Origin of the sequence: Sphingobium bisphenolivorans, from assembly GCF_000412635.1 — a bacterium.
GTDB lineage: Bacteria > Pseudomonadota > Alphaproteobacteria > Sphingomonadales > Sphingomonadaceae > Sphingobium > Sphingobium bisphenolivorans.
The window spans coordinates 15,806-35,172 of record NZ_ASTG01000020.1 but is presented as its reverse complement, the minus strand read 5'-3'; the positions used below and the strand labels follow the sequence as shown (position 1 = coordinate 35,172).

The window sequence follows — 19,367 nt, the reverse complement described above, 5'->3', positions numbered from 1 at the left end:
TTGCCCGTCCACTACATCGGGACAAAAGACAGACTGTTCAAGGGGGCGCGTGCAACGCAGATCGGTTGTTTCAGTCCCGGCGCGCGAAGTCGGACGGAGCGCGGAATGCAAGATAGGCGAGCCGCCTTACCTCCCGCCGCCCCCGCACCACCGTGTCCAGGATCAGGCCGCACATGCCCGAAAGCGTGGCGAGGATCATGAGCCCCGTCACCAGGATCGCCGTCGGAAAGCGCGGCACGAGGCCAGTGCGAAGATAGGTGACCACAAGCGGTTCCGCCAGTACCAGCCCTGTCACCGCCAGCAGAGCGGCGATGACGCCGAAAAACAGGATCGGCCGCTCGATGCGATACAGGGTGATGATCGTCCGGAGGATGCGCCAACCATCGCGATAGGTGGAAAGCTTGCTGACCGACCCTTCCGGCCGCGCGCCATAGGCGGTCACCACCTCCGCCACGGGCATGGCGAGTTCCAGCGCGTGGACGCTGATCTCCGTCTCGATCTCGAACCCGGCGGAAAGCACGGGGAAGCTCTTGACGAAGCGACGGGAAAAAACCCGATAGCCGGAAAGGATATCGGTGAAGCTGCGGCCGAAAAGCTGCTTGAGCAGGCTGGTTAGCGCCCAATTGCCGAAGCGGTGCCCCTTGCGATAGGCTTCCTCGATCTCGCTTTTTCGAGCGCCGACGACCATGTCGAGATTGTCTTCCAGCATCGCCGCGACCATCCGGGGCGCTGCAGCCGCCTCATAGGTCGCATCGCCATCGGCCATGATATAGATGTCCGCATCGACATCCGCGAACATGCGGCGCACGACATGCCCCTTGCCCTGCTGCGACACGCGGCGGACAATGGCTCCCGCGCCCGTCGCCAGTTCATGGCTGCCATCGCTGCTGTTATTGTCGAAGACGTAGATTTCCGCGGACGGTAGCGCGCGGCGGAAATCCTCCACCGTCTGCACGATCGCACCCGCCTCGTTATAGCAGGGCAGGATCACCGCGATGCGCGGCGTGGCGATCCCCTCACCGCTCTCCACTGCCGGAAATTCCTTCATCTGCCCGAAAACCTTTTTGCCGCCCAGTCTAACAGAGCTTCGCAGTCCTGCGAGGGAACCGGCCCAAGCGGCGGGTCCGGGCTCCTGCCTTCGCAGGAGCACGCTGCCCCCGTTGCTCACGTCCCATTTGAACGGATGTGATTAAGATATCGTCTGCCATGACGCAGCAGAAATGAAAAGCGCCCGCGCTTCCTCGCGAAGCCGGGCGCTTATCCATCCGGGCCAAATCGGCCTTATTCAGCCTTTGCGGCAGCCTTCTTGGCGGGAGCCTTCTTCGCCTTGGGCTTTTCGTCGGCAGCGGCTTCCTCAGCTACAGCTTCGTCCTTCTTGGCGGCAGCCTTCTTGGCCGGCGCCTTCTTGGGCGCGGCTTCAGCAGCTTCCTCGGCGGCGGGAGCATCTTCAGCCTCGGCAGCCTTCTTCTTGGGAGCGGCCTTTTTCGCCTTCGGCTTCTCGTCATGATCATGGTCATGACCACAGCCCGGGCCATGGACGTGCGGCTTCAGGTCGCCATCTTCCGCCTCGATCGCGGCTTCCAGCTCTTCGCGGGTCACGGTGCGATCGGTGATCTCCGCCTTTTCGAACAGGAAATCGACGACCTTGTCTTCGTACAGCGGGGCGCGCAGCTGAGCGGCGGCCATCGGGTCCTGACGGACATATTGCACGAAGCGCTCGCGGTCCTGCGGGCTGTACTGCTGCGCGGCCTGCATGATGAGCCGGTTCATCTCCTGATCGGAAACGACGACGCCGTTCGCCTGGCCGATTTCGGAAAGCAGCAGGCCCAGACGGACGCGACGCACGGCGATGGCGCGATAATCTTCCTTCTCCGCTTCCATTTCCTTGAGGGCCGCTTCGGGATCTTCCTCATGGCTGGCCTCATGCTGAAGCTGCGCCCAGATCTGGTTGAACTCGGCTTCGACCATGCTCGGCGGCACATCGAAGTCGTGCGAAGCGGCCAGCTGGTCGAGCAGCTTGCGCTTCATATAGGTACGGGTCAGGCCGTTATGTTCCTGCTCGATCTGCCCCTTGAGCAGTTCCTTCAGCTTGTCGAGCCCTTCCAGGCCGAGCGACTTGGCGAAATCATCGTCCAGCTTGGGCTTGTCGGCATCCAGGATCGCCTTGACGGTCACGTCGAAGGTCGCTTCCTTGCCGGCGAGGTGAGCCGCGCCATAATCTTCCGGGAAGGTGACGCTGATGGTCTTCTCGTCGCCCTTTTTGACGCCGGTCAGCTGCTCTTCGAAGCCGGGGATGAACTGGCCCGAACCGATCTTCAGCTTCACATCTTCGGCCGAACCGCCCTCGAAGGCTTCGCCGTCGATCTTGCCCACGAAATCGATGGTCAGCGTGTCGCCGTCCTTCGCCTTGTGGCTCGCGGGATGCTCCTCCAGCGCGCCCTGCTGGGTAGCGATGCGGCCAGCGGCTTCATCGACCTTCGCGTCTTCGATCTCGGCGGTCAGGCGCTCCAGCTTCAGGCCTTCGATGCTCGGCGCGGCGATCTCCGGCAGCACTTCGAGAGCAACCTTGACCTCTGCGTCCTTGCCGAACTCGAAACCTTCGTCCAGTTCGACCGAAGGCTGCATCGCGGGACGCAGCTTGTTGTCGGCGATCAGCTTCTGGATGCTGTCCTGGATCGAGCTGTTGAGCGCGTCGCGCTGCAACGATTCGCCGTGCATCTTCTTGACAAGATTGGCGGGCACCTTGCCGGGGCGGAAGCCGGGCATCCGCACCTGCGGCGCGATCGCGGCCACTTCCTTCTCGACGCGGGCGTCGATGTCCTTCGACGTGATGGTCACGGTGTAGGCGCGCTTCAGGCCCTCGTTCAACGTCTCGACAGTCTGCATCTCTTCTCTCAAACGCTTTCTTCAGCTGAATTTCGTTGGCGCCTGCGCTTCCATCAGTCTGGCGCACTGGTGCGGGCGAAGGGACTCGAACCCCCACATCTTGCGATACCAGAACCTAAATCTGGCGCGTCTACCAATTTCGCCACGCCCGCATCGGTCGCCGGTCGGCGCGGCATAGAGAAAAGAGTGCCGCGAAGCAAGGCCCCCGGGTCAAGCCTGTGGATAACCGGTGGATAAGTCAGGCGGGAACCCATCTTGCCAGCCAAACGTACCTCTGTTTCAACAGGAGAGACTATCATGGCGACCCAGCCCGACATCCCCCCGCCCGACCGGATCGAGCCGCAATCCCCGCCCGAAACCCCCGCTCCTTCCACGCCGGACGAAACGCCCGCGGGTGAACCGCCCGAAATCGTCCCGCAGAACCCCGATTACGACCAGCCCGACCGATCCATTCCCGAACTGCCGCCGGGCTGAGGATGATACAGATTGATGCGATCCGGCCACAACAGGAAAGCCTTTCCACAAAAAGGGGAAAGCTTATTCCTGCTACCGCTGGACAGGCCCCTGCAAGCATGGTTGAACTGTGACAAACACATGAAATAGCGGGAGAGGCGCGGCTGACATCAAGGGGGTCAACGTGCACAAGGTTCGCGCTAAACTGGATTGGTTCAAGACGGTTATCTTACCACAGGAAGCTGCTCTCCGCGGGCGGCTGAGGCGGATACTCCCGTCCACGCATGAATTGGAAGATATGGTGGCGGAGGTGCTTACGCGCGCCTATGCCACGGAAAACTGGGAAAATGTGACGACGGGCCGCGCCTATCTGTTCACCATCGCTCGCAATCTGGTGATCGACACGGCGCGGCGGAACAAGGTCGTCAGCTTCGAGACGATCGCCGACCTCGAGCTGCTGCAGGGCCAGGATAATGTCGAGGCGCAACTCCATGCACGCGAAGCGCTGCGGCAGGTGGAAACCATCGTGGAAACGCTGCCGACCCAGTGCCGCCGCGTCTTCATCCTGCGCCGCATCCACGACAAATCCATGCTCGAGATAGCGGAGGAAATGTCGCTGTCCGTTTCTACGGTAGAAAAACATCTGGCCAAAGCCATCGCATTGGTTATGCGGGCTTGGGCGGAACGTGAGGAAACGGATTTCGAACGTGCAGGGGTCGGGATCAGGATCAGGCACCGACTGGGCGCAGATAGAGCAGGAAGCCGCGCGCCTGCTGGCAAGGCTTAACAGCGAGCCCAGCCCGCAGGATGAAGCGGAAATCTGCGCCTGGGTGGAATCGGACCCGCGCCACGCCCTCGCCTTCGCCCGCGCCGAATCCGCATGGGAAGCCACGGAACGGCTGAAGAGCGCCGCTGCCGAAGTAAAGCTGCCCCCGCTTGAAGCCATCGCCAGCGAGGAACAGCAGCGCCGCCTGTCGCGCAACATCATGATCGTCGCCGCGATCGCCGTCGCCCTCTTCGCCGCCGCCGCCATCGTCACCATCTACACCTTCTCCGGCGTCGAGCGCTATGAAAGCCGGACGGGCGAGATCAGGGACATACGGCTGGCCGACGGCTCGCTCCTTCACCTGAACAGCGACAGCGCCGCCGAGGTGCGCTTCACCGACCTGGGCCGAAAGGTGCGGCTGCTGAAGGGCGAGGCCTCTTTCGAGGTCGCTCATGACCCTCGCCGGCCCTTCGATGTCGAGGCGCGCTCGGCCGCAATCCGGGCCACCGGCACGGCGTTCAACGTCCGCCTCCGCCCTTCCCTCACCGAACTAACCGTCACGCGCGGAGCCGTCGCCGTCAGCGTGAATGCCAACGCCCGGCAACAGGTCGGCGCGGGTGCGGGCGCCGTCATCCAGCCCAGAAACATTTCTCCCACGCGGCTCGACCCACCCCTCATCAGCCAGCGTCTCGCCTGGCGCAACCATCTGGTGCGGCTGAACGGCGAAACGATCGAGCAGGCGGCGAGCGAGTTCAACCGCTATCGCACGGCGCCCATCCTGATCGGCGACACCCGCGTTTCATCGCTGCGCACCGCCGGCAGCTTCGGGATTGGCGATAGCAGACAGTTCCTGGCTGCGCTGGAGCAAAGCCTTCCCGTTCGCGCCGTGAATGGTCAGGACGGTTCGGTGATGCTGCTATATGATGATGAACGGTTCGCCCCGCATCATGCCAGCAACTCCCGTACCAATGCGGGCACCAGTTCGGTCGCGGGTCCCATCCGGCTCTCCTCGAAATAGAAGCTGCCGGCCGAAGGTTCCAGATTGAGTTCGATCGTCCGTGCGCCCGCGTAGCGCGCGGTCTGCACGAAACCCGCCGCCGGATAGACCGCTCCCGACGTGCCGACGGAAACAAACAAATCCGCCCGCCGCAGCGCCTCATCGATGCGGTCCATCTCGTAGGGCATTTCGCCGAAGAAGACGATGTCGGGCCGCAGAGCCGCCCTGCCGCAGCCGTCACAGACCGTCGCGGGCGGCAAGGGATCGGCCCACGGCTTCGCCTTCCCACAGGCTGCGCACAGCGCCGAGCATAATCCCCCGTGCATATGGATCAGCCGGCGCGCTCCGGCCCGTTCATGCAGGTCATCGACATTCTGGGTCACGATCAGCAACTCGCCCGGCCACTGGGCATCCAGCGCGGCCAGCGCCTCATGCGCAGCATTGGGCTCGACCTCCCGCAACCTCGCCCGCCGCTCGTCGTAGAACCGGTGCACCAGCGCGGTGTCCCGCGCCAAAGCCTCCGGCGTGCATACATCCTCGACGCGATGCCCTTCCCATAGGCCGTCCGGCCCACGAAAGGTGGCAAGGCCGCTCTCGGCCGAAATGCCCGCGCCGGTCAGGATCACAATGTTGCGAATATCGTCCATGAGAGACGCTTAGCCCGATCGGCACCGGGCTGCCAACCGAAGCTGCCGGACTTCTTGGGGATGACAAAGGCGATCCGCTCTGGCATCCGCCCTCCTGACTTGAAACGGGGTATTGAGACAGAGATGTGCAGGATCGGTATCTTCGGCGCGGCCGGCCGCATGGGACGGGCCATTGCGCAGGTCGCGATCGAGGCGGGGCTTGAGATCGCGGGCGGCACCGATCGGGATGGTACCGGCGAACTCGCGCCCGGTATCGCCATCACCACCGATCCGAAGGCGCTTGCCGGACGGAGCGACGTCCTCATCGATTTCTCCGTCCCTGGCGCGCTTTCCGCCCATCTCGACGCCTGCCTCGTCGCGAAGAAGCCCATCCTCATCGGCACGACCGGGCTGGAGGCCACGCATCATCAATTGATAGATCGGGCTGCGAAGCACATCCCCATCCTGCAGACCGGCAACACCTCGCTGGGGGTCAATCTGCTCGCGGCCCTGGTCGAGCAGGCGGCGTCCCGGCTCGGCGATGATTGGGACATCGAGATTGTCGAAATGCATCACCGGCACAAGGTGGACGCTCCCTCCGGCACGGCGCTGCTGCTGGGCGAAGCAGCGGCGCGCGGACGTGGCATCACCCTTGCCGACAAGAAAGAAAGCGGCCGCGACGGCATAACCGGTGCGCGCGCAGCCGGCGCGATCGGCTTTGCGGCCCTGCGCGGCGGCTCGGTTGCGGGCGATCATCAGGTGATCTTCGCCACCGAGGGCGAGCTGATAGAGATCGGCCATCGGGCCGAGAACCGGACCATCTTCGCCCGCGGCGCGATCAAGGGCGCGCGCTGGCTACAGGGCCAGGCCGCCGGCCGCTATGACATGAAGGGCGTGCTTGGCCTGTAGCCCCCGCCATGAAGAAGGACCAGATATTCGACTTCTTCAGCCGCCTCGCTGAAGCCAATCCCGCGCCCCGCACGGAACTGGAATATGGCAATGATTATCAGTTGCTGGTCGCGGTTGTGCTCTCGGCGCAGGCGACCGACGTCGGCGTCAACAAGGCGACCCGCGCCCTCTTCGGGGAGGTGGAGACGCCGGCACAGATGGTCGAACTCGGAGAGGATGGGCTAAAGCAGCACATCAAGACCATCGGCCTGTTCAATTCCAAGGCGGCTAACGTCATCGCGCTCTCGGAAATCCTGGTGCGCGACTTCGACGGACAAGTGCCGCAGGATCGCGACATCTTGACCACGCTGCCCGGCGTGGGACGCAAGACGGCAAATGTCGTGGTCAACACCGCCTTCGGACAGGAAGCCTTTGCCGTCGACACCCATATTTTCCGCGTGGGCAACCGCACCGGCCTTGCCCCCGGCAAGACACCGCTCGCCGTCGAACTGAAGCTGGAAAAGCGCGTGCCCGGCCCCTTCCGCCGCGATGCGCATCACTGGCTGATCCTGCACGGCCGTTATGTCTGCAAGGCACGTCGGCCCGAATGCTGGCGCTGCATCGTGGCCGACCTGTGCCGCTACAAGCCGAAGACGCCGCCGCCCGGAACCGCAACCCCTGCCTGAGCGCTGCATTATCCTGCGGTTCAGCCATGGCGTGATATAGGCGGACCATATGGAAAATGCGTGCCGGTGACGTCACTATCGGCAGCTAAAGGAGAGAATAAGATGTCCAGTCACATCTCATCGACGGCGCGCCGGGTCGCCTTGGCGTTCGCCCTCATCGGCACGGTGGCGCCGGCCGTCGCGAAGACCATGCCCGACCCTTATGTACCCACGGGCAAGCCGGTCGATTGCATCCCGCTCCAGACCATCCGGAACACCGATGTGCGCGACGACCGCACGATCGATTTCATGGTCAACGGCAACAGGATTTATCGCAACATCCTGCCCAACAGCTGCCCCAGCCTCGGCTTCGAACGGCGCTTCGCGTACAAGACCAGCCTGTCACAGCTCTGCTCCGTCGATATCATCACGGTGCTTTACAGCAGCCCCTCGCTGATGCGCGGTGCCAGCTGTGGCCTGGGCAAGTTCCAGCCGATGAAGAAAGTGCACAAATAAGATCGGCCTGACGCTATTTGGTGCTGGCGCGGACGATTGGCCTTTGCTAAGCGGCCCTTCGCATCAGCGACACGCACCCATAGCTCAGCTGGATAGAGCGTTGCCCTCCGAAGGCAAAGGCCAGAGGTTCGAATCCTCTTGGGTGCGCCATTTCCTTACCTCCGACGGTGACCAGTTCGTGCAAGCACCGGCTGTTTTCAGCGTTGAGGACATGGCGTTAGCTCATCCCCGTTAGCCCTCAGCCTGTCGAGCGGCCTCGTTCGGACAGATGAGACCAGTAAAAAAATGGGCGGCGCTATTTCAGCCCGCCGCCCATCGCGCGATAGAGTTCGACCATGTTGCTTGCCCGCGCCAGCCGGGTCGCGAGCAGGCTGCGTTCTGCATTATAGAGCGTCCGCTGCGAATCCAGCGTCGTCAGAAACGGATCGATCCCGGCCCGGAAGCGCGCCTCCGACAGGCGGTAACTGACCCGCGCCGCGTCGCGCAGGGAGGTCTGCGCCTCCATCTGCGCCGTCATCGTGCCGCGCTCCGCCAGCGCATCGGCAACTTCGCGAAAGCCGGTCTGCACGCTCTTTTCATAGGTGGCGAGCAACGCATCATAAGTCGCCTGGGCATAACGCAGATTGCCCTTGTTCCGCCCGAAGTCGAAGATCGGCAGTCTCAACGACGGCGCGACCGACCAATATTCGCTGCCCGAGGAGAAGAGGTTGGACAGGCCCAAACTCAGCGTGCCAACGGCAGCCGTCAGCGAGATATTGGGAAAGAAAGCCGCTCGCGCCGCGCCGATATTGGCATTGGCCGCCAGCAACTGATGCTCCGCCGCCGCGATGTCAGGGCGACGCAGCAACACCGTCGATGGCAGGCTGCCCGGCAGATTGGCCAGCGTCACCTCGCCCTCCGGCATGGCCGACGGCAGATCTCCCGCAGGGAGGATCGTCCCTGCCAGCAGGTTCAGCGCATTCTGGTCCTGCGCCACCAGCGTCGTCGCCTGCGCGATGTCGGCTCGCGCCTGGTCATGGCTGGTCTGCGCCTGCCGCACCTCCAGTTCCGACGCGATGCCCTTGGCGAAGCGTGCCCGCGTCAGCGCCAGCGTCTGGCCGAACGCCTTCTCCAGATCGCGCGCGATCCGCAGCCGCTCCTGATCCGCCGCCATGGTCAGCCATGCGCGCGCAGTTTCTGCAATCAACGCCGTCTGCGCCGCGTTGCGATTCTCGACCGAGGCGAAATATTGCTCCTGCGCCGCCTGCGTCAGGTTGCGCACCCGGCCGAACAGGTCGATCTCCCACGCGGAAATGCCCGCGGAGGCCGTGTAGATGTCCGTCCGTCCCGAAGCGCCGCTGCCCTGCTGGGCAAAGGGCTGGTCCTGGAAGGTGGCGCTGCCCTGCGCGCCCACGGTCGGTAACAGGTCCGCCCGCTGCACCCGATATTGCGCCCGCGCCTGCTCGACATTGGCGAGCGCCACGCGCAGGTCGCGATTATGGGCCAGCGTCGCGTCGAGCACCCGGACGAGCCGGGGGTCGAGGAAGAAATCACGCCAGGCCGTGTCAGCAGGGGAGATCGCCCCGCCCCGCCCCGCTGCGTTATAGGCAGGCCCCTGCGGACTCGCCTCCGGCACCGGGAGCGCGGGCCGCACATATTTGGGCGCCATGTCGCACGCCGCCAGTGAAAGGGCGAGAGTGATGGCCGAAGCCGCTTTCATATTGCGCATCATCCTACGCCTCCTGCGGGGCCAGCGGCGCGTCACCCGTACGCTCAGCCCTCTCGCTCCCGTGATGCTCACGGAACAGTCGTTTCACTACGGTGAAGAACACCGGCACGAAGAAGATCGCGAGCAAGGTGGCGGAGAGCATGCCACCCACCACGGCCCAGCCGATCGCCCGCTGCCCGCCTGCCCCCGCGCCCGATGCCAGCGCCAGAGGCAGCACACCGAACACGAATGCGAAGCTGGTCATCAGGATCGGGCGCAGGCGCAGCTTGCCCGCCTCCAGCGCCGCCCGTGCGGGGGGCAGGCCTTCGCGCATCTTCTCCTCGGCGAATTCCACGATCAGGATCGCGTTCTTCGCCGACACGCCGATGGTCGTGATCAGGCCGACCTGCAGGTAGATGTCGTTGCTCAGGCCCGCCAAGCTCGCCGCGATCACCGCGCCGATCACGCCCAGCGGCACCACCAGCATGACCGCGATCGGCACCGACCAGCTTTCATAAAGGGCTGCAAGGCAAAGGAAGACGATCAGCATGGAAAGAGCATAAAGCGCCGGGGCCTGCCCGCCGGAGGTCCTTTCCTCATAGGAGATGCCGCTCCATTCATGGCCCACGCCCGCCGGCAGCTTGGCCGCGAGTTCCTCCATCACCTGCATCGCTTCGCCCGTCGATACGCCGGGCGCCGGCGCCCCCATGATCTGCATCGACGACACGCCGTTGAACCGCTCCAGCTTGGCCGGACCCTTCGTCCATTCGGTCGAGGCGAAGGATGAAATCGGCGCCATCACTCCGCCGCTGCCGCGAACATGCAGCGCGCCGATGGCATCGGGAGACGTCCGGAACGGCGCGTCGGCCTGCACGAAGACGCGCTTCACCCGGTCGCGATCCACGAAATCATTGACATAGGAACTGCCCATGGCGGTGCTGATCGTGTCGTTGATGTCCGCCTGCGCGACGCCCAGAGCGCCAGCTGCGGCCTGATCGACATTCAGCTTGATCTGCGCAGTGTCTTCAAGGCCGTTGGGCCGCACCTGCGCCAGACGCTTGTCCGCGGCCGCCATCCCCAGCAGCTGATTGCGCGCCTCCAGCATCTTTTCATGGCCCAGACCGCCCCGGTCCACCAGCTGGAAGTCGAAGCCGCTGGCGTTGCCCAGTTCCTGCACCGCAGGCGGCACGAACGCGATGACCATGGCCGAGGAGATGTTGTGCAGCGCCTGGTTCGCCCGCTGCGCGATGGCGGGGGCGCCATTCGCCTTGCCCTTGCGCTGCGACCAGTCCTTCAGCCGCACGAAGGTCAGGCCGACATTCTGCCCCTGCCCGACAAAGCCGAAGCCCGAAATGGTGAACACCGCGCGGACATTGTCCTTTTCCTGCGTCATATAATAGTCGCGTACGCGGGCCAGCGTCCGCTCCGTCTCCTCCAGCGTGGACCCGCTCGGCAAGGACACCTGATTGATCAGCGACCCCTGGTCTTCCTCCGGCAGGAAGCCACCCGGCATGCGCAGGAAGATCAGCGCCATGCCCAGAACGATCGCGGCATAGACCAGCATCGTCCGGCCCCAGCGCCGCTCGACCTTCTCGACCGTCCGGCCATAGCGCTCGACATTGCGGTCGAAGGTGCGGTTGAACCAGCCGAAGAAGCCCTTATGCTGCTGATGTCCTTGATGCGCAGGCTTCAGGATCGTGGCGCACAGCGCGGGCGTAAGGATGAGCGCCACCAGCACTGAAAGCACCATGGACGACACGATAGTGATCGAAAACTGGCGGAAGATCACGCCTGTCGATCCGCCGAAGAAAGCCATGGGCAGGAACACCGCAGACAGCACCAGACCGATGCCGACCAGCGCGCCGCTGATCTCGTCCATCGACTTCTTCGCCGCCTCCTTGGGGCTGAGCCCCTCATCCTGGATCAATCGCTCGACATTCTCGACAACGACGATCGCATCATCCACCAGCAGGCCGATCGCCAGCACCATGCCGAACAATGTCAGCGTGTTGATGGTAAAGCCCGTCGCATAGAGGATCGCCAGCGATCCCAGCAGCACCACCGGAACCGCGATGGTCGGGATCAGCGTCGCACGCCAGTTCTGCAGGAAGACGAACATCACGACAAAGACGAGCAGGATCGCTTCGACCAGCGTGTGGATCACCTGTTCGACCGACAGTTTGACGAAGGTCGAATTGTCGACGGGGAAGTCGTATTTCACCCAGACCGGAAAATTCGCCGACAGTTCGTCGATCCGCTTCTTCACGGCGGCGACGGTATCGAGCGCATTGGCGCCTGGAGCCAGCTTGATGCCGAAACCCGCGGCCGGATGGCCGTTGAACCGCGCGCCGAAACCGTAATTTTCCGCGCCCAGTTCCACCCGCGCGACGTCGGCCAGATGAACCACCGACCCGTTGCTGTTGCTGCGGAGCATGATCTGGCGGAATTCTTCCGGGGTGCGCAGCCGCGACTGCGCTGTCACGGTCGCGTTAAGCGCCTGCCTCGCCGGTGAGGGAGTGCCGCCGACCTGGCCCGCCGAAACCTGCGCATTCTGAGCCCGGATCGCCGCTTTCACATCGCCCGTCGTAACGCCCAGATTGGCCATTTTGTATGGGTCGAGCCAGATCCGCATCGCATATTGCGCGCCCAGCAACTGGGTATCGCCGACGCCGGCGACCCGGCTGATCGGATCTTGCAGCGTGGACGCAACGAAATCGCCCGCATCCTGCTGGTCGTGAATGCCGTCATCGGCATAGACGGCCAGAACCATCAGGAAGCTGGACGTGGATTTGGTGACCCGCAGCCCCTGTTGCTGCACTTCCTGCGGCAGTAGCGGGGTGGCCTGCGCCAGCTTATTCTGGACCTGCACCTGCGCGATATCGGCGTCGGTGCCCTGTTCGAAGGTAAGCGAGATCGTCAGATTACCTGCCGAATCGCTGCTCGAAGAGAAATAGCGGAGATTATCGATGCCCTTGAGCTGCTGCTCTATGATCTGCGTGGTCGTGCTTTCCAGCGTCCGCGCATCCGCGCCCGGATAGCTGGTGGCGATCGTCACGGAAGGAGCCGCGATCTCGGGGAACTGCGCGACGGCCAGCGAACGCAGCGCGAGCACGCCCGCAAGCATGATGACAATGGCGATCACCCAGGCGAAAATCGGCCTGTCGATGAAATAACGCGCCATGACTTACTTCGCTCCAGCCTGCGTGACCGGCTGCGCGGTCACCTGCTGCGGCCGGCCCGGCCGCACGACCGTTCCCGGGCGCAGGTTGACCAGCCCCTCGACGATCAGCCTGTCGCCGGCCTTGAGGCCCTTGGTCACGATCCATTTGTCGCCCAGCGCCCGATCGATCTCGACCTGCCGCATCTCGACCTTGTTGCCCGCGCCCAGCACCAGGGCCGTCGCCCGGCCGCGCGCGTCGCGCGAAATGCCCTGCTGCGGAGCCAGTATCGCCTGCGACCTCTGGCCTTCCACCACGGTCGCGCGGACATACATGCCCGGCAGCAGCAGGCCGTCGGGATTGGCGAAGGTGGCGCGCAAGGTCACGGCGCCGGAACTCGGATCAACCGTCACTTCGGAAAATTGCAGCCGGCCTTCCACCGGATAGTCGCTGCCATTGGGCAGTTGCAGGCGGACCCGTGCGCCCTGGGCGGCGCTGACGCCCCCTGCCTGCATGGCCTGTTTGAGGTTCAGTATCTGCGCGGCGGACTGAGTCACATCGACATAGACCATGTCGGTCCTCTGGATCGTCGTCAGCGCGTCGGCCTGCCCCGCCTGAACCAGCGCGCCGGGCGTAAACAGCGAGCGGCCGATCCGGCCGGAAATGGGCGCGCGAATGCGCGTGAAATTCTGGTTCACCTGCGCCGCCTGAACGGCCGCACGCTGCGCTGCAACATCAGCTCGGGCCTGCTGGGCGGCGGCGTCCGCATTGTCGGCTTCCTGTCGGCTGACCGCGTTGATGCCGACCAGTTCGCGATACCGCTGCGCCTGAAGGCCCGTCGCGCGAATAGAGGCCTGCGCCCTGCCCAGAGCGCCTTGCGCCTGACCTAAAGCGGCCCGATAGGGCGCGTCGTCAATCTCGTAAAGCAGCTGGCCAGCCCGCACATAGCCGCCCTCAGTGAACAGGCGCCTGCGGATCACACCGCTGATCTGCGGACGAACTTCCGCTGTTTCCACAGCAGTGATGCGCCCCGGCAACTCAGTGAAGAGCGGCGCAGATTCCGTCTGGAGCGTCACCACCCCGACTGCCGGCGGGGGCGGGGCAGGCGGCTGTTCCTTGCCACAGGCGCTAAGCCCCAAGGCTGAAACGCAAGCCAGCAGACCGACGATTTTCCCCTTTTGCATCATCTGATGCTCCGTTCCCTCTGTTTGCGATCGTGAATGAACATTCATTCCGCTTGATGCGCAGGTAAGATCATGGCAGGTTAAGTTCAAGAAAAAAACTGATCTGGAGATGATTTTGGCTGCGCTGCAACATGAGATTAGCGGTAAGGATCGCATCCTGCTGGCCGCGCGCGACCTCTTCGCTGCGAAGGGGTTTCACCAGACGCCCATCGCTGAACTCGCGACATCAGCGGGCGTGTCAGTCGGACAGATTTACCGGCTGTTCAAGGGCAAGGAAGAGATTATCGATGCCATCGTCGAAAAGGACGCGCATGACAAGGAGCAGATGATCCTTGCCCTTCGCGCCCGTCTCGAAGCAGGCGAGATCGATATTGTGCGGACCTTCGAATTGATGCTGCTCAAGGGGATGGACAACCCTTACGAGGCCCTCACCTTCGACATTCTTGCCGAAGCGCATCGTAACCCCCGTGTGGGCGCCACGATCACCGCCATGTGCGAGCACTATCGCGAAGCGCTGGGCGAATTTGCCTGCATCGCCAATCCCGACTTGGCAGGTGATGCGCTCAAGAGCGCGGAGGAGATCATCCTCGCCACCCTGTTCGGCCTTGGTCACCGCAGCCTCTCCGCGCCGACCCTCGGCCGGGAGGACACCGCGAGAAGTGCCGCGCAGATGATCGTCGCCGCCCTCCGCTCCATTCGCTGACGATCGGCAAAGGTCTGGGCATTCCGGCTCCGGCGCGACGCACGCCGGCACAGCCCGGTTCGGGCTTAGCTATCCAAGCGCTCCTCTTGGCAAGAGGAACCGCTCAGTCTTGCCCGCCCTTGGCGGCAAGCCGCGCCGAGCATGCAAGGGGTCTTACTTCGCAGCTACCCCGTCGGGCAGCACGACCGCCGACCAGCTCTTGCCCGGCACCAGATATTTGGCGGCCAGCGTTTGAATATCGGCCGGGGTGACGTTCAGCATGTCGCGTGCCATGCCCTGCATCGCCTCGACATAGCGCGGGTCATGCGCCGCGCCCTCCATCTGGTTCATCCAAAAGGCGTTGCCCGTCCCGGCCCGCATCAGCAGCTGGCGCATCGGCGCGACTGCACGTTGTAGTTCATCGCCGCTCACCGGATTTTTCGCGAGGTCGGCGGCCGTATCCTTCACCACACCGTAGAAATAATTGACCCGGTCGGGCCGCACCTGGCTCGTCACCAGAATGTAGCCGCCGCTTTCATAGGAAAAGGGCCAGCTATTCTGCACGCTCGGCGAATAGGCGGCGCCCTCGGTGGAGCGCAGCTTGTCGAACAGCCGATCGTTGAAGATCTGCGTCAATATCTCCAGCTGCCGGGCCTCCTTGGTCAGCGCGAAGCCGCCCGCCGTCGGCCAGGCCATGACCGCCGCCGCCTGTTCCTTGTCGCCCTTGTGCCGCAGGACGACTGGGGTTTCGACATGGGCCGGAAAACGCATCAGCCTGTTGGCCGCTGGTACGGGGGTATCGGCCCGCGGCGGCAACGCGCCAAAGGTCGCCGCAACGGCCTGGATGGCGTCGTCCGCTTTCACCTGCCCGAAAATCTGCACCTCGATCGGCCCCGACGCCAGCAACGGCTCCCAGGTCGCGCGGAAGGCCTGCGGCGTCAGCGCGTCGATCTCCGCGCGGGATGGCGTGCGGAACCGCACGTCCTTGTCATGCAGCAACCAGTTGAGGTCGCGCGCCAGCACGGAATCCGGCGCGCGCTCCATCGCGTCATAGGCAACCCCTGCCCCCGTCTTCACCCGTGCGATCGGTGCCGGGTCCCATCCGGGCGCGAACAGTTTCGTCGCGAACAGCTGCAACTGGTCCTTATAGTCGGCCGGCCGCGTCACGGCCTGCATTTCGAAGGCATCATCGTCGGTCGAGAAATTCATGCCCATGCGGCGGCCGTTGGTCAGATCGTCCAGTTCCCGCTGGCCGAGCTTGCCGATGCCGCTCGCCACCAGCGCATAGTCCGCCGCCCAGCCGGGCGCAGGCTTGGTGGGAGAGAAAGCCTGCTGCCCATGGCCGAAGCGGACGTTGATCCGCACCTTCTCCGTTTCGGCATCATTGGCAAAGAGCGTCAGCTTGACCCCGTTCGCGAAGGTCACCAGTTCCATTCCCGGCAGCCCGACAGGCGTGCGCGCTACCACCTTCCCCGGCGTGCCCAGCTTCGGCAGGTCGGCCATGGTCACGACCTTGTCGCCCAGGCGCGCGTTCGTCGCCGCCTTGACCGGCGCCGCCACCGCCGCCGCCAGCTTCGCCTCGACGCCCGGCTGGACCTTGCCCGTGATCAGCAGCGCGCGGAACACGCCCGCCGAAAACAGGCGACGCGTCGAATCCAGTATCTTCTGCGGCGTCATCGACGGCTTGCCCGAGCGGAAGATATCAAGCGCCGCCTGCGGACTGACCGTCGTCTCGCGTATATCCACCGCGCTCACCAGGTCGCTCGCCTGCTTGGCGCCGGATTCGGTGTCGGCATTCTCCACCTGGATGGCGAGCGCCGTGTCCATCTGCGCATATTCGCGGTCAATCTCGATCTGGCTCGGCGCACTCGCCTTGGCGTCTTCGATGATCGCGCGCACGTCGGCCAGCGCCTTCTCCCAATTCTCGCCCGTGGGCACGATGGTGACGAAGGTGCCGTCCGCCGACCGGCTGACATCCTGCTGATCGACGCTCGCCTGGAGGAAGCTGCCCCCGCCCCGCGCCGCCTGCTCCAGCCGCCGGCTGATGATCTGCAGCGCCAGCATGTCGGTCAGCTTGTCCTGATTATAGACGATCGTGTCCGCATGCGGCTTCCACGGCCGCAGCCAAGCCATGGTAAGGCCCGTCGGCGCGCCCGGCTCCACCGTCACCCGGGTCGCGGGCGCCTTGGGGTCCGGCTCACCGAAGTCGGGGAGCGGCGCACCCTTGCCCGGCACTGTCCAACTGGCGAAATTATCCTTGATCAGTTGCTCGGCCGCCGCCGGATCGATGTCGCCCGCGATCGAGATCACCGCATTTTCCGGTCGATACCAGCGCTGGTGAAATGCCTCCATCTTCGTCGCGGTCACCGCGTTCAGCGTCGCGACCGTGCCGATCGGGCTATGATCCGCCAGCGGCTGCCCGGCGAAGAAATGCTGCCGGCTCGCGTCGGAAATCCGCATCTGCGGCCCGTCACCCTCCCGCTTCTCGGCGAGCACCACCGCCCGCTCCGCGTTGACGGCACTGTCGACAATGTTGGGATCGACCATCATGCCCGCGAGAATCTTCATGCTTTCGCCAAGGCTCGCCGGCGTTGCCTGCGGCAGGTCGAGCGCATAGGTCGTGCCGGTCGGCGTCGTCTGCGCATTGCTGTCGCTGCCGAAGGTCACGCCCAGCCGCTGCCAGATGCGCTTGGATTCCCCGTCGGGGACATGGCGCGACCCGCGAAAGGTCAGGTGCTCCATGAAATGCGCATAGCCAAGCTCGTCGGCCCGCTCCATCAGCGACCCAGCGTCGATCCGCAGCCGCACCGAAACCTGCCCCGGCGGCACGCCATTGCGCCGCACCGCATAACGCAGGCCGTTCGACAGTTCGCCGAACCGCCACGCCGGATCGATCGGCACATCGCTATTTTCATAGAGCCACGGCCGTACCTGAGCGCTGGTGGAGGCGGGCTTGGCCGGGTTGCTGGCCGGGTCCGTCTTCGCGCCCAGCGGCGCGGACATTCCCGAAAGCAGCAGGGCAAGGACGGACAGCGAGACGGCGGAACGCCGGAAGGAAAAACTCATAGGCGCGCAGCCTAATGAGATTTTCCTGAATGACCACTGACAATAGCAAGGGCGCCGATCAGTAAAGATCGACACCCCTGAAACCCTCTTCGTTCGCTTCGAACGAAGCGTCAGATGGCGTTAGGCACGCCCGCCGGTCTTCTGCACCGCCCCCTTGTGCGCGCCGACACCGCTGCCGCCGCGCCGCCGGCGGAAGTTCTTCTTCGCCGGTGCAGCCGCCTCGCCGTCCGGGCGATGCGCCCGCTCGCCAGTGCCGCGCTGCTGCTTCTGCTGGTCCTGATAGCGGCGCTGCCCTTCGGCCCGCTTCACCTTCTGTTCGGTCGTCTGCTCGCGGCCCTTGCGCTGCGGCGCGGCCTTGGGAAGGTTGCGAACGGCCTCCACGAAATTCTCGGGCAGCGGCACGACGTCCAGCTTCACCTTGGTCGTCCGCTCGATCGCCTTCAGATAAGGCCGCTCGTCGTCCGCCACGAAGCTGATCGCAATGCCTTCCGCACCTGCGCGCGCGGTCCGCCCGATGCGGTGCACATACTGCTCCGGCACGTTGGGCATTTCGAAGTTGATGACATGGCTTACGCCCGACACGTCGATCCCGCGCGCCGCGATATCGGTGGCGACCAGCAGCTTCACATGCCCATGGCGGAAAGCCTGCAACGCGGTGGTCCGCTGCGCCTGGCTCTTGTTGCCATGGATGGCCGCCGCCTGAATGCCCGCCCCCTCCAGGAAGCGCACCACGCGATCCGCGCCATGCTTGGTCCGGGTGAAGATCAGCGCGCGGTCGATATCCTCGCTCCTGATGGTAAGGTTCAGCAGCGCCTGCTTCTCCGCCTGGTTGACGAAGGTCGCCTGCTGGCGCACCCGCTCCGCCGTGGTCGATTGCGGCGCGACGCTGACCTTCACCGGGTCATGCAGGAACTGCGCCGCCAGCGCCTCGATCTCCTTGGGCATGGTGGCCGAGAAAAACAGGTTCTGCCGTTCCTTCGGCAGCAGCTTGGCAATGCGCTTCAACGGATGGATGAAGCCCATGTCCATCATCTGGTCGGCTTCATCCAGGACGAAGATCTCGGTGTCCTTGATCGTGAAGGCGCGCTGGTCGATCAGGTCGAGCAGGCGGCCCGGCGTCGCGACGACGATGTCGACGCCGCGTCCCAGCGCCCGGATCTGCCGGTTGATCGGCACGCCGCCGAACACGACCTCGACCGACAGCTTCAGGAAGCGGCCATAGTCGCGGAAGCTCTGCGCGATCTGCGCCGCCAGTTCGCGCGTGGGCGAAAGCACCAGCATGCGGCAGCCCTGCAGCGGCGTGGGCTTGGGGTTACGCGCGAAATGGTCAAGGCTCGGCAGCGCAAAGGCGGCCGTCTTGCCGGTGCCGGTCTGCGCGATGCCGCAAAGGTCCTTGCCCTTCAGCAGCACAGGGATGGCCTGCGCCTGGATGGGCGTGGGCGAACCATATTTCTTGGCGGCGAGCGCCTTCAGGATCGGCTCGGCAAGGCCAAGTTCAGTAAATTGCATCGAAATAAAACTCACAGGTCAGCCCCGCGCCATTCCAGCTGCCACGCAGCAGGGCGCAAGGGCGGGTTACGAAACGACCCGCGTGAAAAGGGAAGCCTCAAAGCTTGGCGCAGACTTTCATTGGCCGGCTCCTGACCTGAGTCGGCCGGAACGATCACGCTGCCAATCGCTGGAGGAGCCATGCGGCTCGCCTGCTGCGCTGGCGCGCTATGCTGCAAATGCAGGGAAAAAGCAAGCGCTTCATGCCGTTCGCGGGGAAGCGCTCGCCAACATCATGGGTCGAT

General features: G+C 64.3%; 15 protein-coding genes and 2 tRNA genes. 8 read left to right on the top strand and 9 right to left on the bottom strand.

Annotated elements, in window-relative coordinates; genetic code table 11:
* Nucleotides 1-70 precede the first annotated feature (70 nt).
* The 3 genes from L858_RS0114880 to L858_RS0114870 form a co-directional block, all read right to left on the bottom strand.
* Nucleotides 71-1,048: a glycosyltransferase family 2 protein gene (locus tag L858_RS0114880; protein ID WP_022683952.1), complete on the bottom strand. Its 978-nt coding sequence runs from the start codon at nucleotides 1,046-1,048 to the stop codon at nucleotides 71-73.
* Nucleotides 1,049-1,281: 233 nt separating this feature from the next.
* Nucleotides 1,282-2,886, bottom strand: coding sequence for a trigger factor (gene tig, locus L858_RS0114875; protein ID WP_022683951.1), 1,605 nt, complete (start codon nucleotides 2,884-2,886; stop codon nucleotides 1,282-1,284).
* Between the two features lie 67 nt (nucleotides 2,887-2,953).
* A tRNA-Leu gene (locus tag L858_RS0114870) sits at nucleotides 2,954-3,038 on the bottom strand.
* Between the two features lie 145 nt (nucleotides 3,039-3,183).
* Here L858_RS0114870 and L858_RS22015 point away from each other — a divergent pair.
* From L858_RS22015 to L858_RS20240, 3 genes are all read left to right on the top strand, one after another.
* Entirely contained in the window at nucleotides 3,184-3,360 is a 177-nt protein-coding gene (locus L858_RS22015) for a hypothetical protein (RefSeq protein WP_022683950.1), read from the top strand.
* A gap of 163 nt (nucleotides 3,361-3,523) precedes the next feature.
* Nucleotides 3,524-4,126, top strand: coding sequence for a sigma-70 family RNA polymerase sigma factor (locus L858_RS0114860; protein ID WP_028056176.1), 603 nt, complete (start codon nucleotides 3,524-3,526; stop codon nucleotides 4,124-4,126).
* Nucleotides 4,047-5,123: a FecR family protein gene (locus L858_RS20240; RefSeq protein WP_022683948.1), complete on the top strand. Its 1,077-nt coding sequence runs from the start codon at nucleotides 4,047-4,049 to the stop codon at nucleotides 5,121-5,123. The genes L858_RS0114860 and L858_RS20240 overlap by 80 nt, the downstream gene beginning before the upstream one ends.
* Here L858_RS20240 and L858_RS0114850 read toward each other — a convergent pair.
* Nucleotides 5,051-5,749: an NAD-dependent deacylase gene (locus L858_RS0114850; protein ID WP_022683947.1), complete on the bottom strand. Its 699-nt coding sequence runs from the start codon at nucleotides 5,747-5,749 to the stop codon at nucleotides 5,051-5,053. The genes L858_RS20240 and L858_RS0114850 overlap by 73 nt on opposite strands.
* Nucleotides 5,750-5,872: 123 nt before the next feature.
* Between L858_RS0114850 and dapB the strand changes: the two genes are divergently transcribed.
* The 4 genes from dapB to L858_RS0114830 all read left to right on the top strand — a co-directional run bounded on the left by dapB (nucleotide 5,873) and on the right by L858_RS0114830 (nucleotide 7,947).
* A complete protein-coding gene (gene dapB, locus L858_RS0114845) occupies nucleotides 5,873-6,637 on the top strand; it encodes a 4-hydroxy-tetrahydrodipicolinate reductase (RefSeq protein ID WP_022683946.1) in 765 nt (254 codons plus the stop codon).
* A gap of 8 nt (nucleotides 6,638-6,645) precedes the next feature.
* Nucleotides 6,646-7,302, top strand: a complete 657-nt coding sequence (nth, locus tag L858_RS0114840) for an endonuclease III (RefSeq protein WP_022683945.1) — start codon at nucleotides 6,646-6,648, stop codon at nucleotides 7,300-7,302.
* A gap of 102 nt (nucleotides 7,303-7,404) precedes the next feature.
* The gene (locus L858_RS0114835) at nucleotides 7,405-7,797 is read left to right on the top strand and encodes a hypothetical protein (protein ID WP_022683944.1); all 393 of its coding nucleotides are present in this window, start codon (nucleotides 7,405-7,407) and stop codon (nucleotides 7,795-7,797) included.
* 73 nt (nucleotides 7,798-7,870) lie between these two features.
* Nucleotides 7,871-7,947 (top strand) — tRNA-Arg (locus L858_RS0114830).
* A 145-nt stretch (nucleotides 7,948-8,092) separates the two neighbouring features.
* Here L858_RS0114830 and L858_RS0114825 read toward each other — a convergent pair.
* The 3 genes from L858_RS0114825 to L858_RS0114815 are packed head-to-tail and all read right to left on the bottom strand — an operon-like array spanning nucleotide 8,093 to nucleotide 13,826.
* Complete coding sequence (locus tag L858_RS0114825) at nucleotides 8,093-9,505, bottom strand: efflux transporter outer membrane subunit (protein ID WP_028056175.1); 1,413 nt, start codon at nucleotides 9,503-9,505, stop codon at nucleotides 8,093-8,095.
* Between the two features lie 4 nt (nucleotides 9,506-9,509).
* Nucleotides 9,510-12,665 (bottom strand): efflux RND transporter permease subunit, encoded by a 3,156-nt coding sequence (locus tag L858_RS0114820; protein WP_022683942.1) that lies wholly within the window; start codon nucleotides 12,663-12,665, stop codon nucleotides 9,510-9,512.
* Between the two features lie 3 nt (nucleotides 12,666-12,668).
* On the bottom strand, nucleotides 12,669-13,826 hold the full coding sequence (locus L858_RS0114815; RefSeq protein WP_028056174.1) for an efflux RND transporter periplasmic adaptor subunit: 1,158 nt from the start codon (nucleotides 13,824-13,826) through the stop codon (nucleotides 12,669-12,671).
* 115 nt (nucleotides 13,827-13,941) lie between these two features.
* Between L858_RS0114815 and L858_RS0114810 the strand changes: the two genes are divergently transcribed.
* Nucleotides 13,942-14,529 (top strand): TetR/AcrR family transcriptional regulator, encoded by a 588-nt coding sequence (locus tag L858_RS0114810; RefSeq protein WP_028056173.1) that lies wholly within the window; start codon nucleotides 13,942-13,944, stop codon nucleotides 14,527-14,529.
* Between the two features lie 153 nt (nucleotides 14,530-14,682).
* On the opposite strand, the gene L858_RS0114805 is transcribed toward L858_RS0114810, so the two are convergent.
* Together L858_RS0114805 and L858_RS0114800 are read right to left on the bottom strand one after the other, a co-directional pair.
* Nucleotides 14,683-17,574, bottom strand: coding sequence for a M16 family metallopeptidase (locus L858_RS0114805; protein ID WP_022683939.1), 2,892 nt, complete (start codon nucleotides 17,572-17,574; stop codon nucleotides 14,683-14,685).
* 120 nt (nucleotides 17,575-17,694) lie between these two features.
* The gene (locus L858_RS0114800) at nucleotides 17,695-19,083 is read right to left on the bottom strand and encodes a DEAD/DEAH box helicase (protein ID WP_022683938.1); all 1,389 of its coding nucleotides are present in this window, start codon (nucleotides 19,081-19,083) and stop codon (nucleotides 17,695-17,697) included.
* Nucleotides 19,084-19,367: the final 284 nt, after the last annotated feature.

Coding starts and splice junctions, on each gene's coding strand:
- nth (WP_022683945.1), top strand. CDS start 6,646: ATGAAGAAGGACCAGATATTCGACTTCTTCAGCCGCCTCGCTGAAGCC.
- L858_RS22015 (WP_022683950.1), top strand. CDS start 3,184: ATGGCGACCCAGCCCGACATCCCCCCGCCCGACCGGATCGAGCCGCAA.
- tig (WP_022683951.1), bottom strand. CDS start 2,886: ATGCAGACTGTCGAGACGTTGAACGAGGGCCTGAAGCGCGCCTACACC.
- L858_RS0114820 (WP_022683942.1), bottom strand. CDS start 12,665: ATGGCGCGTTATTTCATCGACAGGCCGATTTTCGCCTGGGTGATCGCC.
- L858_RS0114835 (WP_022683944.1), top strand. CDS start 7,405: ATGTCCAGTCACATCTCATCGACGGCGCGCCGGGTCGCCTTGGCGTTC.
- L858_RS0114825 (WP_028056175.1), bottom strand. CDS start 9,505: ATGCGCAATATGAAAGCGGCTTCGGCCATCACTCTCGCCCTTTCACTG.
- L858_RS0114815 (WP_028056174.1), bottom strand. CDS start 13,826: ATGCAAAAGGGGAAAATCGTCGGTCTGCTGGCTTGCGTTTCAGCCTTG.
- L858_RS0114880 (WP_022683952.1), bottom strand. CDS start 1,048: ATGAAGGAATTTCCGGCAGTGGAGAGCGGTGAGGGGATCGCCACGCCG.
- L858_RS0114805 (WP_022683939.1), bottom strand. CDS start 17,574: ATGAGTTTTTCCTTCCGGCGTTCCGCCGTCTCGCTGTCCGTCCTTGCC.
- L858_RS0114800 (WP_022683938.1), bottom strand. CDS start 19,083: ATGCAATTTACTGAACTTGGCCTTGCCGAGCCGATCCTGAAGGCGCTC.
- L858_RS0114850 (WP_022683947.1), bottom strand. CDS start 5,749: ATGGACGATATTCGCAACATTGTGATCCTGACCGGCGCGGGCATTTCG.
- dapB (WP_022683946.1), top strand. CDS start 5,873: ATGTGCAGGATCGGTATCTTCGGCGCGGCCGGCCGCATGGGACGGGCC.